The following is a 14905-nucleotide window of genomic DNA, read 5'->3' as shown; positions in this document are numbered from 1 at the left end:
ATAGCTTTATCTTTCACATAGTTAGTCAAACTGGTAAGTCAGTGCAGCCATCTTAGATGGATAACAAGGCAAAATCACAAGTCAATAGCTAGTCTATTGCGGTGATTTTAACGCAGTTAGGCGCTAAAAGAGTTGCGATGACTGGCTTAAATTATCCCGAGTTGAGGTTATTTAGTTAATCCGAGTTCAGGTTATTTAGAAGATGGCTAGGAACATCAACCCGCCCACAATCACACAACCTATCATCACTGGTGCGACTCGGTGCCATAGCTTCCTCTCTCCTAACGCCATCACCATGCCCATTTTAACCATCGTATTCACAGATGCCGCGATAATAATACCCAACGCCGCTGTCGTCAGGTTCAAGTGCTGGGTACTTTGACGGCCAAGAGCCAGCGAGATTGCATCGACATCCGTAATACCTGATACCGCTGACAGCATCAGAACGCCGGTATTACCAAACCAATCAGAGAGAGCGTGTGAGAGCAGCATGATCACCGCAAGTAAAGCGCCAAAAACCAGTGCCGACTGCAAAGCAAGCGGGTTACTTTGTTTATTTGATTGCTCAACCTGTTCGACCTGGCTTCTTCGCCAAATCAACCAAGCTGGCAAATAAAGTGCAATCATCATAGCTAACACAATCGGCCACAGCAGTTTCACTAAATGAGGGTTGAGTACTGACACGATAACCAGCAAGCGCGGGAACATGGTGCCACAGCTCAGTAAAATACCACTTGCAAGCAGTGGACTGATACCCGGTTGCTCTCTGGATAGATGCGAGAACTGTAACGTAAGTGCAGTCGAAGAACTGAGTCCGGCAAATATCGATGTGAACAAAATTCCCCGCTTCGTACCACCAATCTTAATCGCAAAATATCCCACAAAAGAGATACTGGCGATTAATACCACCATCCACCAAATCTCGTAGGGGTTGAGTGCCTTCCACGGACCGTAGGCTTTATTTGGTAGTAGAGGGAGTAACACAATTGAAATAAGCAGTAGTCTCAAAGCAGCATCTAGTTCGTACTCTTGCAGCTTCTGCAATGCTTCATGTAGCTCTTTCTTATTATCCAGTACAAGCGCAGTAATAACCGCTGCTGAAGCGGCCAGTACCGCTTCACCGGCAACAGCGAGACAACCTAATATGAAAGTAACCAAGAGACTAACCAAGCCAGTAATACTGACATCACCACTATTCTTCTGCTTCATGACAAAGGCAATACAGGCCAGTATCACTAATGCGATAAAAGCGAAACCGAGCAGCAGCGGAGAATAATGATCAGCCAGAATAGCAACTAAACCACCAAGCAGACCCACCAGTGAATATGTACGAATACCGGCGACACGACTGCCCTCAACGCTGTTTCTCTTTACCCAACCGCGCTGAATACCAATAATCGCCCCTAGGAGCAACGCAATAAGCAGATTCCATATCTGATGCTCGCCCGTTGCAAATTCGCTGATATCCATACCCCACCTCATTAAAAGATCGGTTCTATATCATTAGTTTATGCCATGGTTTAGATACTATTTGTGAAGCTAAACTAAAAAGCGCCACAACTAGTGACGCTTTTTGAAAGACTAACCGGATAGGTGCTCACGGCCATGGGGGGATTCTAAATCTAAGTCTGGCCCTTTTGGTACTACCTGAGTTGGGTTAATGCCTGTATGGCTGAAGTAGTAATGACGCTTTATATGATAGAAGTCAGTTGTCTCCGCTACGCCATCCACCTGATACAGCTCTTTCAGATAACCTTGAATGTGAACGTAATCTGCAATGCGCTTCTTATTACATTTGAAGTGTCCGACATAGACTGCATCAAAACGAACCAATGTAGTAAACAGACGCCAGTCTGCCTCAGTGATCTTATTGCCGGTTAAGTATCTATGTGTCGCCAGATGTGCATCAATTTTATCGAGTGCGGTAAACAGCGAATCAAACGCCTCTTCATATGCATCCTGCGTGGTCGCAAATCCACAACGGTAAACACCATTATTTACATTCGGATAGATGAAATCGTTCCACTCGTCTATGGATGGTTGAAGATGTTCAGGGTAGTAGTCTTCGTTATTACCAGTGAGCTCATTGAACGCTGTATTAAACATTCGAATGATTTCAGAAGACTCATTCGAAACAATGGTGTTGGTCTTCTTATCCCAAAGAACAGGAACCGTCACGCGCCCGGTATAATCTGGTTTCGCCTGAGTATATATCTGGTGCATACAAGTATGACCAAACAGCGGTTCAGGTAAGCCCATTTGCCAGCCCTGGCTTAGCATATCCGGGCAGACGACAGTAACGTCAATATGAGCTTCTAAGCCTTTGAGCTTACGAAAAATGAGTGTGCGATGCGCCCAAGGACACGCTAGTGATACATACAAATGGTAACGACCAGATTCTGGTTGGAACTCCGCATCTGGTTCATTTTTTATCCAGTTACGAAACCCGGCGTCCTCACGGACAAATTTACCGCCGCTTGATTTCGTGTCATACCATACATCCTGCCAAATACCTTCTACTAGCTTGCCCATTCCCGCTCTCCTCTTATTCTGTTTTTCTGTTATCTATATTAGAGGTTCCTGACAAACAGAAAACATTCATACTTCGGACATGTCATTCAAGAAATTCGAATATGTGGCAAGCCAATCCAGATAAGTAAATCACAGGCATAAAAAAAGCGCGACCCTAATAAAGAGCCGCGCTTAAGCCCGTCACAGGCTGAATGGATTACACTTGAACGTGCAGACAAGATACCGCGTGAACGTCGTTACCTTGGATTGTAGGTTTTGTTTTCGCACACTCTTCTGTTGCGATAGGACAACGAGTACGGAACACACAACCTGATGGTGGATTGATCGGTGAAGGCAGATCGCCTTCCAACATTTCAATCGTCTTATTACGTTCTAAATTCGGATCTGGGATCGGAACTGCAGACATTAATGCGCGCGTGTACGGGTGTTTAGGGTCAGCAAACAGCGCATCTGATTCGCCAAGTTCAACTGCATTACCTAAATACATTACCAGTACGCGATCCGAAATGTGTTTTACCACTGACAAATCGTGTGCAATGAAGACTAAAGACAGACCAAGTTCTTTTTGCAGCTCTTTAAGCAAGTTAACTACCTGAGCCTGAATCGATACATCCAGTGCCGACACAGGTTCGTCACAGATGATCATTTTCGGTTTCAGGATAAGTGCACGTGCGATACCAATACGCTGACACTGACCACCAGAGAACTCGTGCGGGTAACGGTTGATCACGTTAGGCAGTAGACCAACTTTCGCCATCATCTCTTTAACACGGTCTTTTACTTCTTGCTTAGACAATTCTGGGTAGAACGTCTCTAACGGCTCAGCGATGATGTCGCCAACGGTCATACGCGGGTTCAGAGAAGCCAGAGGATCTTGGAAAATCATCTGGATTTCTTTACGCGTTTCACGGCGTTGTACATCTTTCATCTTAGTCAGGTCTTGACCTAACCAAACCACTTCACCTTCAGTCGCTTCGACCAAACCGATGATTGCGCGCGCAAACGTCGATTTACCACAACCTGATTCACCTACTACGCCCAGCGTTTCACCTTCGTAAAGACGAACGTTAACACCGTCGACAGCTTTCAGATTTGAAGGCTTAGACCAAGGCCACGCCGACTTTGCTGCAATGCTAAAGTGAACTTTAAGTTCTTTAACATCAAGTAATAATGGTTTACCTGCACTCATTTCTTCCAAGCCTCCCAATCAGAAAAACATGCGCGCTGACGACCATCACCGAACGGTGTCAAAATTGGCGCTTCTTGTTTACAACGATCCATCACACGGTGGCAACGTTCCTGATAAGGACAGCCAGGTGGCAGGCGAAGTAAGTTTGGCGGGTTGCCAGGAATCGTAGGCAGAATCTCACCTTCTGTATCTAGGCGAGGAATCGCTTTCAGCAGACCTTCTGCGTATGGGTGGCTCGGGTTGTAGAAGATTTCATCAACCGTACCGTATTCCATTGTACGACCAGCGTACATAACCAATACTTTGTCACATGAACCAGCAACAACACCAAGGTCGTGCGTGATCATGATGATAGCGGTATTAAACTCGTCTTTCAGTTCGTTAAGCAGTTCCATGATCTGCGCCTGAACGGTTACGTCCAGTGCAGTAGTCGGTTCATCCGCAATAAGTAACTTAGGACGACATAGCAGCGCCATCGCGATCATTACACGCTGGCGCATACCGCCGGAAAACTCGTGAGGGTACATGGTAATACGCTTACGAGCTTCCGGGATTTTCACCGCTTCAAGCATACGCACAGATTCTTCGAAGGCTTCCGCTTTACCCATGCCTTTGTGAAGCATCAGTACTTCCATCAGCTGATCACTCACCTTCATGTAAGGGTTAAGTGACGTCATTGGGTCCTGGAAGATCATAGCGATCTGTTCCGCACGAACTTTATTCAGCTCTTTTTCAGGCAGGTTTAGAATCTCTTTGCCTTCGAACTTCGCGCTACCAGAAATGATACCGTTTTTGGCCAGTAGGCCCATGATTGCAAATACAGTCTGAGATTTACCTGAACCAGACTCACCTACAATACCCAGGGTTTCGCCTTGGTTAAGTGAGAAGTTCAAATCGTTTACTGCGGTTACGATACCATCTTGAGTGGTAAATTCGACGCGCAGATCTTTGACATCTAATAAGCTCATCGTTGCTTCCTTAATCTTCTTTAATTATCTGTCTTTAGGATCCAGCGCATCGCGCAGACCGTCACCAACGTAGTTGAAGCAGAATAGAGTCACAACCATAAATGCTGCCGGGAATGCCAGCTGCCAAATTGCCACTTCCATTGTCTGTGCACCTTCTTGTAGAAGTGCGCCCCAACTTGTCATCGGCTCTTGAACACCAAGACCAAGGAACGATAGGAATGATTCAGTCAGAATCATGCTAGGAATAAGCAGCGTAGAGTAAACCGCCACGATACCAAGTACGTTCGGTACGATATGGCGAGTAATGATCTTCCAGTTACTTACACCACAAACGTGCGCTGCTTCGATAAACTCTTTACTACGTAGGCTTAGGGTCTGACCACGTACGATACGTGCCATGTCCAGCCATGCGATTGCACCAATCGCAACGAAGATAAGAATAATGTTACGTCCGAAGAAGGTTACTAGTACGATAACTAGGAACATAAACGGTACCGCGTATAGGATCTCAAGGATACGCATCATAATGCGGTCAACTTTACCGCCAATGAAGCCAGATGCTGCGCCGTAAAGCGTACCAATCAGTACTGCTACGAATGCGCCCATCACACCGACCATCAGAGAGATTCGGCCGCCAATCAGCGTACGTACGTACAAATCACGTCCTAAGCTGTCCGTACCGAACCAGTGGTCAGCATTTGGTGCGACATGCATCGCGTACCAGTCGGTATCATCAAATGCATAAGGAGCGATCATCGGCAGAATAATAACTGCCAGTGTCATCAGAACCAGGATAAACAAGCTCACCATTGCCGCTTTGTTACGCATAAAGCGGATACGGGCATCCTGCCAAAGACTGCGACCTTCAATCTCTAAGTTCTCAGAGAATTTCTCAATCGCTTCTAGGTTTTCTTTTTTCGTTAACATAACCAAACGTCCCTATTAGTAGCGAATTTTCGGGTCAATCATTGCAAGCAAAATATCTACAATCGCATTGAAAAGGATGAATAGGAATCCGATCAGAATGGTCACACCCATTACTAGCGAGTAGTCACGGTTAAATGCAGCGTTAACGAAAAGTTTACCAATGCCAGGTAAACCAAAAATGGTTTCGATAACAACAGAACCGGTAATAATACCTACAAAAGCAGGACCCATGTAAGAAACTACAGGGAGTAGTGCTGGCTTAAGCGCGTGCTTAAGAATGATGTAACGGTAACTCAGACCTTTTGCACGAGCGGTTCGGATAAAGTTACTGTTCAATGTTTCGATCATTGAGCCACGGGTAATACGTGCGAATGTCGCTACGTATAGCAGTGACATACCAATCACTGGAAGCACTAGGTACTTTAATCCACCATCATGCCAGCCACCAGCCGGGAAGATGTTCCAGTGTAGAGAGAACAGGTAGATCAGTGCCGGAGCCAATACGAATGATGGCATAACTACACCGATCATCGCCGTGGACATAATGGTGTAATCTACCCAGGTATTTTGTTTTAACGCGGCTATCGTGCCAACTGTCACCCCCATAATCAGGGTAAAGATAAAGGCGACAAAACCTACTTTTGCAGATACAGGTAACGCAACTGAAATCAGTTCGTTAACTGAATAATCCAGGTACTTAAATGATGGACCAAAGTCGCCTTGGACGACGTTAAACAAGTAAGTCGTGTATTGCTCGAATACCGGCTTATCTAGACCATATTTAGCTTCAATGTTCGCCATAACTTCTGGCGGTAACGGGCGTTCTGTCGAGAATGGGTTTCCCGGAGCGAAACGCATGAGAAAGAAAGATACGGTGATCAATACCAACATTGTTGGGATCGCCTCAAATATCCTCTTAGCGATGAATTTAAGCATAAACTCACTCTTTCAGTCTGTGACAATTAATTAATAACTAAGTGCCCAATTTCGGACAAAGTATAGGTACTGCATGTAATTGCTCACATGCAGTGCCTAATTTTTTATTATTCTATCTGATTAAGATTTACTCAGTGATGTATAGGTCTTTAGAGTAGATCTTTTCTTCTGCGTTGTTAGCTGGGAAGCCACCAACTTTAGGAGACAGTAGACGTGATTTCACGTACTGGTAGATAGGTGCAATTGGCATGTCTTTCGCCATCAGCTTTTCAGCTTCCAGGTATAGTGCCTGGCGCTCTTCGTCTGAAGTAGAAGCAAATGCCTTGTTCATGATCTCGTCGTATTCAGCGCTATCGTAGTGAATACCACCAGTAGTGTTGTTGCTCATCATTAGTGTTAGGAATGATGAAGCTTCGTTGTAGTCACCACACCAACCAGCACGAGCCACTTCAAAGTTACCTGCGTCTTTAGAAGACAGGTACGTTTTCCACTCTTGGTTTTCTAGAGTAACGTCAAGACCCAAAGTCTTCTTCCACATTGAACCTAGAGCAACCGCGATCTTCTTGTGGTTCTCTGAAGTGTTGTAAAGAAGGTTAAACTTAAGTGGGTTGTCTTTACCAAAGCCTGCTTCTTCTAGAAGACGTGCAGCTTCTGCATCACGCTCTGCCTGAGTCAGCTTACCGTATGCAGGAACTTCAGGGTTAAAGCCTGCAGTAATTTCAGGAGTCAGGAAGTATGCTGGTTTTTGACCTTGCGCTAGGATTGCATCCGTTACGATGTTACGGTCAATTGCGTAAGAGATAGCCTTACGAACACGAACATCATCAAACGGTGCTTTCTTAGTGTTGAAGATGTAGTAGTACGTACACAGGTTACCTGTTACAGAAACTTCTTGTGGGTGCTCTTTCTGAAGACGTTTGAAGTGTTCAGTTGGCAGTTCATTTGTGAAGTCGATCTCACCCGCTAGGAAACGGTTCATTTCCGCTACCTGGTTTTCGATAGGTAGGAAAGTTACTTTTTCTAGAGTTGTGTTCTCGTTGTCCCAGTACTGCTCGTTACGCTTAAGAACCAAACGCTCGTTTACAACCCAGTTATCAACAACGTATGCGCCATTGCCCACAAAGTTACCTGGCTTAGTCCACTGATCACCGAACTTCTCAACTGTTGCTTGGTGAACTGGCTTAGTTGTAGTGTGGCCCATCATCATTACGAAGTAAGGTACTGCAGTATCCAGCTCAACAACCAATGTATGGTCGTCAACCGCTTTAACACCTAGCTCGCTCTTGTCCTTTTTACCTGCAACGATGTCTTTTGCATTCTTCATCTTGGTGTATTCCATGTACCAAGCATATGGGGAAGCAGTTGCAGGATCTACTGAGCGCTGGAAGCTGTAAACGAAATCACCAGCAGTCACTGGATCGCCGTTAGACCATTTCGCATCTTTACGTAGGTGGAAAGTGAACGTTTTGTTGTCTTCAGTTTCCCAAGATTCTGCAACACCAGGAATGGTTTTGCCGTTTTCATCTTGGTTTACCAGGCCTTCAAGCAGGTCGCGAATCACGTGAGATTCAGGAACACCTTGAGATTTGTGTGGGTCAATTGTCGCTACTTCTGTACCGTTACCGCGCACTAGCTCTTGAACCGCTGCAAGTTTTGGTTCTGAAGAATCAGATTTTGCTTCAGAGGCTGGTGCAGGAGCAGGCTGTGCAGCTTGCTTTTCTTCAGGTTTATCACCACCACAACCAGCAAGAGCTAGAGACAGACCAGCGCCAGCAAATAAAGCGCGCGTGATTTTATTCTTATACATGCGTAAAACTCCAAAATTTTTATTTAGCATCCATGACCTCTTTGTAGGTCCACAAGAACGGAATGTGATTTAGATCTATTTCGCCCAAAAATTAGGCATTAAAAGCTAAAACCATACAAAGACTGCGGCGTACATTAGCAACCCTTGAAGCAATTTGCCATAAAAATGTAGTAAATAGACCATTAATCCTGCATCTAGCGCACATATCCAGTAATAAATGCCAACCAGTTAGTGACCAACAGCAAAATAAAGACCTTAAACGCACACCGGTAGATTAAAATTTCGTTTAGTCTAAATTTAAATCAAATAACAGAGCCTTACACTGAAAAAATAGGGATTACCAATACGAACACGATATGAAATTAGGTAACGACTTACTTATATATCGGACATCAATGCGCCAAAATAGTGCAAAGGAACCATTAGAAGTGACGGTAAACAAGACGTTTATGCAGGTTGATTAAGTTGAATGTTTATGTTGATAGAAAGTAACAAACAAAAAAGCTAAGCAAATGTATTGCTTAGCTTTTTTCATATCAGAACAATGACTAATGCTTGCTTCTATTTATCCCAACGCTTTGCAGCTTTGTGATCTGAATCTCGCGAGTCAATCCATCGTTCTTCGCTTATTGTGCGTTCTTTTTTCCAAAATGGTGCTTTGGTTTTGAGGTAATCCATTATGAATTCGCAAGCGTCAAATGCCGCATCTCGATGGGCGCTCGAAACACCAACAAATACAATCTGATCACCGATATCCAGATCGCCAACACGGTGAATCACTCGCACACCAAGCAGAGGCCAACGCGATTCTGCCTCATCACAAATCGCGCTTAGGCTCTTTTCCGTCATACCGGGATAATGTTCCAGATGCAAACCTATAACATTGTCACCTAAGTTCATATCACGTACTTTACCGATAAAAGTAACGACTGCCCCTGCAGCTGTACCTTCTGATAATCGCTGATATTCTTGGTCAAGAGAGAAGTCTTCGACCTGAACAGAAACACGATTGCTCATTTCACCCTCCCGTTACCGGAGGAAAAAACGCGACTTCATCACCCGACACAACTTCAGTATCAAGTGGAACTATTGACTGGTTAACGGCAGCGAGCAACTTGCCCGGCTGAAGCGCCAGATCCCACTTACCGCCCTGCTCTGTTCCTTTCTCAACCAAATATGCACGAACCGCTTCAACAGTTTCGAAGTGACTGTCTAACTCAAGGCTATCGATCCCGACCAGTTCACGAGTCTGTGCGAAGAAGAGTACTTTAATCATGACTCCACCTTAAAGTGTCCGGATTTACCCCCCGTCTTCTCAAGAAGACGAACCTGGCTAATGACCATATCTTTTTGTACCGCTTTACACATATCATAAATAGTCAGCGCTGCTACAGAGGCAGCAGTCAACGCTTCCATCTCAACACCTGTTTTACCTGCAAGCTTACATACGGATTCGATACGCACTTTGTTTTCCGCCTCAATAGCTTCTAACTGAACTTCTACTTTAGAAAGCAAAAGCGGGTGGCACAAAGGGATCAGATCCCAGGTTTTCTTCGCTGCTTGAATACCAGCAATGCGGGCCGTTGCAAATACATCACCTTTATGGTGCTGACCAGAAACGATCAGCTCAAGCGTTTCCGGTGCCATATGAACAAATGCCTCCGCCCGTGCTTCACGTACCGTTTCCGCCTTAGCAGAAACATCGACCATATTGGCTTCGCCAGATGCATTAATGTGTGTAAGTTGGGTCATGATATAGCCTTTACTCGATTCAGAACATTATACAGATAGGTGTGGCATGAAGTTGCATGGACGGTGACTCGCATCCAGCTGTTGCTTGATGATTTTAGTCCAACCGGTACGACAAGCTCCCGTGGAACCAGGCATCGCAAAAATAACGGTATGGTTTGCAAAACCGGCAATAGCACGCGACTGAATCGTTGACGTACCGATCTCTTCGTAAGAAACCATGCGGAAAAGTTCGCCAAAGCCTTCGACTTCTTTATCGAATAATGGCTTAAGTGCTTCCGGCGTACTATCACGAGAAGTAAAACCTGTACCGCCTGTTATCATAATGGCTTGAACATTCTCGTCAGCGATCCACTGAGAAACAATCGCACGGATCTTATACATGTCATCTATTACGATCTGTTTATCGACAACATTGTGACCCGCCTCTGCAGCATGTTCCGCCAGGTAGCGGCCCGATGTGTCATTTTCTTCAGTACGAGTGTCTGATACCGTCAGAACAGCAATGTTTGCCGGTTGAAATTTGCTTTCAGCGTGACCCATTTATTCACCTATTCTTTTAGATTAGTTTGTTATCAATTCTGGAAAAATTAGGGAAAGCCATGCGCTCTCCCTGCAAGTATTGAGAGAGATTAGCCACCGATAGACGCAAGATGAGGCGTCATACCTGTATTTCCGTCGTGCAGGAAGTGACTAACTGATTTGGTTTGTAACTGAGCTTGTATGCGTTCTATTAACTCAGCTTCCTGATCATCACGTTCAAGAAGGTCACGTAACTCGATACCGTGTTCACCAAACAGACACAGATGCAACTTGCCCATGGCAGAAACACGCAGTCGGTTGCAGCTCTCACAGAAGTCCTTCTCATAAGGCATAATCAATCCAATTTCCCCCTTGTAATCAGGGTGAACAAATACTTGCGCAGGACCATCATTATGTTTGCGTACTTTAAGCAGCCAACCATTCGCAATCAATTGATTACGAATTGCAACGCCGGATACGTGATGCTTGTTGAACAAATCATCCATTTCGCCAGTCTGCATCAGTTCAATAAAACGCAGTTGGATTGGGCGATCTTTAATCCAGTTAAGGAAAGCGGGCAGTTCGTTGTGGTTGAGATCTTTCATCAACACCACATTCACTTTCACTTGCTCGTAGCCGACTTCGAACGCACGCTCTATTCCATTCATCACTTCAGTGAACTTATTCTCACCGGTGATTTGATGAAACATACGAGGGTCAAGGCTATCAACACTGACATTAATATGTGTCAAACCAGCATCGCGCCAATCGGCAACCTGCTTAGCCATACGATACCCATTGGTAGTCGTTGCTACTTTTTCGATACCTGGCATCTCCGCCACAGAGTGGATAATGTCAGTAAAGTCTTTACGTAAACTAGGTTCACCACCGGTAATGCGAACTTTAGAAGTACCGCAATCGGCAAAGGCTTTTACGACCCGTTTGATTTCAGGCAGAGATAAAAAAGATGAGTTTTTTTTACCCGAAGGTTTATAACCATCAGGCAAGCAATAGGTACATTTGAAATTACATACATCCGTCACAGACAGACGTAAATAATAGAATTTACGATGAAATTTATCTTCGAATTGTTGCGCCACGGAACACCTTTCCAAACACGGGAGGCGTGGTCATTTCCAACCAAGCCCTTGTGACAGTATGTCACTGGCTCAAAACGCCTATCCTATAAATGAGACTTAGCATCGTGAGCTCGGAGTTATGGCAACCAGAGCATAAACCTCTGATAGCTTTGCGATGTAAAATACTTAATATTTATACTGGAATCCAGACTTGAGGACGAAAAAATCTCTTAAGTCACACAATTTACCGCTTAGTGAGTACCATAAAGGCACTCTCTACGTTAAATTGTAGCGGTTTTTACAAATTTCATTAGAAGAATGTAACGTATGAGTATCTATACGGATAACAAAGTCGTCGCTGTGGGCGGCGGTCACGGATTAGGTCGTATGCTGGCCGCACTACGCGACTTTGGTTCAAACGCAACCGGTATTGTCGCAACGACAGACAATGGTGGCTCTACGGGTCGAATCCGTCATTGTCAGGGGGGCATCGCCTGGGGCGATACACGCAACTGTATCAATCAGCTGATTACCGAGCCCTCTATCAGTTCAATGATGTTTGAGTATCGTTTTAAAGGCAGCGGTGAACTCGACGGTCATAATTTAGGTAACTTAATGCTGACGGCTCTGGATAACCTATCGGTCCGCCCATTGGAGGCTATCAACCTTATCCGCAACATGCTTAAAGTTGATGTGAACATTCTTCCGATGTCAGAGCACCCATCCGACCTTTCAGCCCTGTCTGTCGAAGGAAAATGGGTGACGGGTGAAACCAATGTTGACCATATGGATACTGACCTGCGTCGTTTAGACCTTTCCCCAGAAGTCCCAGCTACAAAAGAAGCAATCAGTGCACTGTCCGAAGCGGATGCAATCATTCTCGGTCCGGGGAGCTTTTTGACCAGTATTATGCCACCGCTGTTGCTACCGGAACTGGGCAAAGCAATTGCAAACAACCGTAAAGCAAAAGTAATCTTCGTCGCTAACTTAAGTCCGGAATATGGCCCCGCCGGACGCATGTCCAAGGTACAAAAGCTGGAATGGTGTGAGCGGGCATTGCAAGGCAGAAAGATTGATGTGGTACTTGCAGAAACAACAGAACAAGAAGTCCTGGATAAGTGGAATGTCATTACTGAGTCACTTGCCTCTCCCAATCGGGATTGGCGTCATGACCGTCACAAATTAAAACAAGCAATTGAAGCTCAGCTTCAAAATGGCAAATAATCCCGTTCAGAAATGACAAAGCCCTTCACAGTATTGAAGGGCTTTACAGTATTGAAGGGCTTTACCTTTAGAAAACGCTGAGTCTGTTAATTACTCCAGGAGCGATAAACATCTTGGGTATCACGCAATAAGCCAATCATCCTGCTCACTTCCTCTCCGCCTTCTAATAATTGATTGTTTTTGGCTTTCTTATCGATAGAGACCGCTAGTGCACATAAACGATCTGCGCCAAAACTGGCTGCGCTGCTTTTAAGTGCATGACTAATTTCTTTCAAGTAGTCCCGCTGAGCTTCGCCCGCATAGCTTTGCAGATTATCAATATACGTGCCCATTTCACCTAAGAAGATATCCAGCAGTAATGGAACGTTATCGCTACCTATCTCGACGGATAGCTCATCAATTTTCTGTTGATTTAATATATCCATACTCATGCTTTTTGCTGCTCTTCTTTGCTGTTCCAGACTTGTAACTTACGATAAATCGTTGAAGGGCTAACATCAAGATAACCCGCCGCTCTTGGAATATTGCCATCACACGCGTTGATCGCCCTTTCAATCGCTAATTTTTCTGTCATCCACAGTGGTACGATATCTGACGCCGTCATCGCTTTTAGTTCAACTGCATCTGCTTTGGGCTCACGAGCTAGCGGTTGATTAATTGGCGGCGGTAACATCTCGAGTGTAATTTCTTTGCCGTGATTCAAAACCACAATGTTACGCAATACATTCTGAAGCTGGCGAACGTTACCTGGCCATTCATAGCTGTTGAAACGTTCAATAACCTCCTGGGAAAAACGAACGAAGTTTTTACCCTCTTCGTGAGACATATAGCCAAGCAGCGAGTAAGCGATTTCAATAACGTCTTCACCACGCTCACGCAAAGGTGGCAAATGCAAAGGAATCACATACAGACGGTAGTACAAGTCTTCACGAAAACGTCCTTCCTGAACCTCTTTCCACGGGTCACGGTTAGTCGCACACACAAAACGTACATCCACACTTTTCATTTTGGATGAACCTACTTTCTGAAATGTACCGGTCTGGATAAAACGCAATAACTTGGTTTGCAGCTCCAAGTCCATTTCACATAACTCATCGAGGAATAGTGTTCCGCCATCAGCTAACTCTGCCGCACCTTGTCGGTCATTTGCAGCACCGGTAAAGGCGCCCTTTACGTGACCAAACAGTTCACTTTCAATAAGATCTTTGGGGATAGCCGCACAGTTAATCGCAATAAATGGTTTATCTCCGCGTTTACTCGCAGCATGGATAGCCTCGGCGCACACTTCTTTACCCGTACCACTTTCTCCGGTAATGAAAATACTTGCTTTACTGCTGGCAGCAGAGTCGATGGTCCTATACACCTGCTGCATGGTTTGGCTGCTGCCGATAAACCCCTGGTAATTCTGATTGCCAGGATTATCTGCTTCATTTTTTAACTTAGTTGCTTTACGAAGAGCATTATTTACCGTTACACGTAAACGGTCTGCTTCGCACGGCTTAATCAGGAAGTCTTGTGAGCCATGACGCATCGCCTCTACCGCTGTATCGATAGAGCCATGAGCAGTCATGAAAATGACAGGCACATCCGGATGGTCTTTTTTGACAGTATGTAGAACATCCATCCCGGTCATATCGGGTAGACGTAAATCCAGTAAGATAAGATCAGGAGTTCGATGATTCAGGCTTTCAATCGCATCGCGTCCTGTACCGACAATATTAATGTCGATACCCAGTGGCGTCAGATAAGATCGATACAGCGCAGCAACAGATGCGGTGTCTTCGACCATTAATAGATAACGCGACTTTTGATGTTGAGTGTTTTGTTGCATAACCTAGCTAATTTTTATTGTAATGTTTTAAATAATAATCGCATTCCGCTTTGCATTTTGCAATTAACATTACATAAGTTATGGGTAATTAAAGCGAATAATTTTGATTATCATACACTTGATGTTCTGGCATAAAACATG

The 14905-nt window shown here is 44.9% G+C and carries 15 protein-coding genes and 1 riboswitch; of the genes, 1 reads left to right on the top strand and 14 read right to left on the bottom strand.

Going from position 1 to position 14905, the window contains the following annotated elements; all coding sequences use genetic code 11:
- Window positions 1-195: 195 nt before the first annotated feature.
- The 12 genes from KHN79_RS04905 to moaA all read right to left on the bottom strand — a co-directional run bounded on the left by KHN79_RS04905 (window position 196) and on the right by moaA (window position 11730).
- Window positions 196-1470, bottom strand: coding sequence for an MgtC/SapB family protein (locus tag KHN79_RS04905; RefSeq protein WP_182008215.1), 1275 nt, complete (start codon window positions 1468-1470; stop codon window positions 196-198).
- A 111-nt stretch (window positions 1471-1581) separates the two neighbouring features.
- Window positions 1582-2532, bottom strand: a complete 951-nt coding sequence (locus tag KHN79_RS04900; protein ID WP_182008216.1) for a glutathione S-transferase family protein — start codon at window positions 2530-2532, stop codon at window positions 1582-1584.
- A gap of 196 nt (window positions 2533-2728) precedes the next feature.
- Complete coding sequence (oppF, locus tag KHN79_RS04895; protein WP_280519658.1) at window positions 2729-3721, bottom strand: murein tripeptide/oligopeptide ABC transporter ATP binding protein OppF; 993 nt, start codon at window positions 3719-3721, stop codon at window positions 2729-2731.
- Window positions 3718-4689, bottom strand: a complete 972-nt coding sequence (locus KHN79_RS04890) for an ABC transporter ATP-binding protein (RefSeq protein WP_182008218.1) — start codon at window positions 4687-4689, stop codon at window positions 3718-3720. The genes oppF and KHN79_RS04890 overlap by 4 nt, the downstream gene beginning before the upstream one ends.
- Window positions 4690-4713: 24 nt before the next feature.
- Complete coding sequence (oppC, locus tag KHN79_RS04885; protein WP_140092782.1) at window positions 4714-5616, bottom strand: oligopeptide ABC transporter permease OppC; 903 nt, start codon at window positions 5614-5616, stop codon at window positions 4714-4716.
- Between the two features lie 15 nt (window positions 5617-5631).
- Window positions 5632-6552 carry an oligopeptide ABC transporter permease OppB gene (gene oppB, locus KHN79_RS04880; RefSeq protein WP_182008219.1) on the bottom strand — a complete coding sequence of 307 codons (921 nt, stop codon included), beginning with the start codon at window positions 6550-6552 and terminating at the stop codon, window positions 5632-5634.
- A gap of 127 nt (window positions 6553-6679) precedes the next feature.
- Window positions 6680-8359 carry an ABC transporter substrate-binding protein gene (locus KHN79_RS04875; RefSeq protein WP_182008220.1) on the bottom strand — a complete coding sequence of 560 codons (1680 nt, stop codon included), beginning with the start codon at window positions 8357-8359 and terminating at the stop codon, window positions 6680-6682.
- A gap of 561 nt (window positions 8360-8920) precedes the next feature.
- Window positions 8921-9376, bottom strand: coding sequence for a molybdopterin synthase catalytic subunit MoaE (moaE, locus tag KHN79_RS04870; protein WP_182008221.1), 456 nt, complete (start codon window positions 9374-9376; stop codon window positions 8921-8923).
- Window position 9377: 1 nt separating this feature from the next.
- Window positions 9378-9635: a molybdopterin synthase sulfur carrier subunit gene (moaD, locus tag KHN79_RS04865; RefSeq protein WP_182008222.1), complete on the bottom strand. Its 258-nt coding sequence runs from the start codon at window positions 9633-9635 to the stop codon at window positions 9378-9380.
- Entirely contained in the window at window positions 9632-10111 is a 480-nt protein-coding gene (gene moaC, locus KHN79_RS04860) for a cyclic pyranopterin monophosphate synthase MoaC (protein WP_182008223.1), read from the bottom strand. The genes moaD and moaC overlap by 4 nt, the downstream gene beginning before the upstream one ends.
- Before the next feature lie 27 nt (window positions 10112-10138).
- The gene (gene moaB, locus KHN79_RS04855; RefSeq protein ID WP_182008224.1) at window positions 10139-10651 is read right to left on the bottom strand and encodes a molybdenum cofactor biosynthesis protein B; all 513 of its coding nucleotides are present in this window, start codon (window positions 10649-10651) and stop codon (window positions 10139-10141) included.
- A gap of 89 nt (window positions 10652-10740) precedes the next feature.
- A complete protein-coding gene (gene moaA, locus KHN79_RS04850; RefSeq protein WP_182008225.1) occupies window positions 10741-11730 on the bottom strand; it encodes a GTP 3',8-cyclase MoaA in 990 nt (329 codons plus the stop codon).
- A riboswitch (molybdenum cofactor riboswitch) is annotated at window positions 11719-11858 on the bottom strand. It overlaps the preceding gene by 12 nt.
- Window positions 11859-12036: 178 nt before the next feature.
- Here moaA and KHN79_RS04845 point away from each other — a divergent pair.
- Window positions 12037-12933 (top strand): YvcK family protein, encoded by an 897-nt coding sequence (locus tag KHN79_RS04845; RefSeq protein WP_182008226.1) that lies wholly within the window; start codon window positions 12037-12039, stop codon window positions 12931-12933.
- 86 nt (window positions 12934-13019) lie between these two features.
- Here the strand turns inward: KHN79_RS04845 and luxU are convergent, their stop codons facing one another.
- A complete protein-coding gene (gene luxU, locus KHN79_RS04840; RefSeq protein ID WP_182008227.1) occupies window positions 13020-13364 on the bottom strand; it encodes a quorum-sensing phosphorelay protein LuxU in 345 nt (114 codons plus the stop codon).
- Window positions 13361-14764 carry a quorum-sensing sigma-54 dependent transcriptional regulator LuxO gene (gene luxO / locus KHN79_RS04835; RefSeq protein WP_182008228.1) on the bottom strand — a complete coding sequence of 468 codons (1404 nt, stop codon included), beginning with the start codon at window positions 14762-14764 and terminating at the stop codon, window positions 13361-13363. Before luxO ends, luxU begins: the two co-directional genes overlap by 4 nt.
- Window positions 14765-14905 lie beyond the last annotated feature (141 nt).

The sequence above is a fragment of the Vibrio sp. B1FLJ16 genome, from assembly GCF_905175385.1.
Classification (GTDB): domain Bacteria; phylum Pseudomonadota; class Gammaproteobacteria; order Enterobacterales; family Vibrionaceae; genus Vibrio.
This window is presented reverse-complemented; position numbering and strand designations above follow the sequence as displayed.

What these genes read in the sequence shown, in the direction of transcription:
- KHN79_RS04905 (WP_182008215.1), bottom strand. Translation starts at nt 1,470, where the DNA reads ATGGATATCAGCGAATTTGCAACGGGCGAGCATCAGATATGGAATCTG.
- KHN79_RS04900 (WP_182008216.1), bottom strand. Translation starts at nt 2,532, where the DNA reads ATGGGCAAGCTAGTAGAAGGTATTTGGCAGGATGTATGGTATGACACG.
- oppF (WP_280519658.1), bottom strand. Translation starts at nt 3,721, where the DNA reads ATGAGTGCAGGTAAACCATTATTACTTGATGTTAAAGAACTTAAAGTT.
- KHN79_RS04890 (WP_182008218.1), bottom strand. Translation starts at nt 4,689, where the DNA reads ATGAGCTTATTAGATGTCAAAGATCTGCGCGTCGAATTTACCACTCAA.
- oppC (WP_140092782.1), bottom strand. Translation starts at nt 5,616, where the DNA reads ATGTTAACGAAAAAAGAAAACCTAGAAGCGATTGAGAAATTCTCTGAG.
- oppB (WP_182008219.1), bottom strand. Translation starts at nt 6,552, where the DNA reads ATGCTTAAATTCATCGCTAAGAGGATATTTGAGGCGATCCCAACAATG.
- KHN79_RS04875 (WP_182008220.1), bottom strand. Translation starts at nt 8,359, where the DNA reads ATGTATAAGAATAAAATCACGCGCGCTTTATTTGCTGGCGCTGGTCTG.
- moaE (WP_182008221.1), bottom strand. Translation starts at nt 9,376, where the DNA reads ATGAGCAATCGTGTTTCTGTTCAGGTCGAAGACTTCTCTCTTGACCAA.
- moaD (WP_182008222.1), bottom strand. Translation starts at nt 9,635, where the DNA reads ATGATTAAAGTACTCTTCTTCGCACAGACTCGTGAACTGGTCGGGATC.
- moaC (WP_182008223.1), bottom strand. Translation starts at nt 10,111, where the DNA reads ATGACCCAACTTACACACATTAATGCATCTGGCGAAGCCAATATGGTC.
- moaB (WP_182008224.1), bottom strand. Translation starts at nt 10,651, where the DNA reads ATGGGTCACGCTGAAAGCAAATTTCAACCGGCAAACATTGCTGTTCTG.
- KHN79_RS04845 (WP_182008226.1), top strand. Translation starts at nt 12,037, where the DNA reads ATGAGTATCTATACGGATAACAAAGTCGTCGCTGTGGGCGGCGGTCAC.
- luxU (WP_182008227.1), bottom strand. Translation starts at nt 13,364, where the DNA reads ATGAGTATGGATATATTAAATCAACAGAAAATTGATGAGCTATCCGTC.
- luxO (WP_182008228.1), bottom strand. Translation starts at nt 14,764, where the DNA reads ATGCAACAAAACACTCAACATCAAAAGTCGCGTTATCTATTAATGGTC.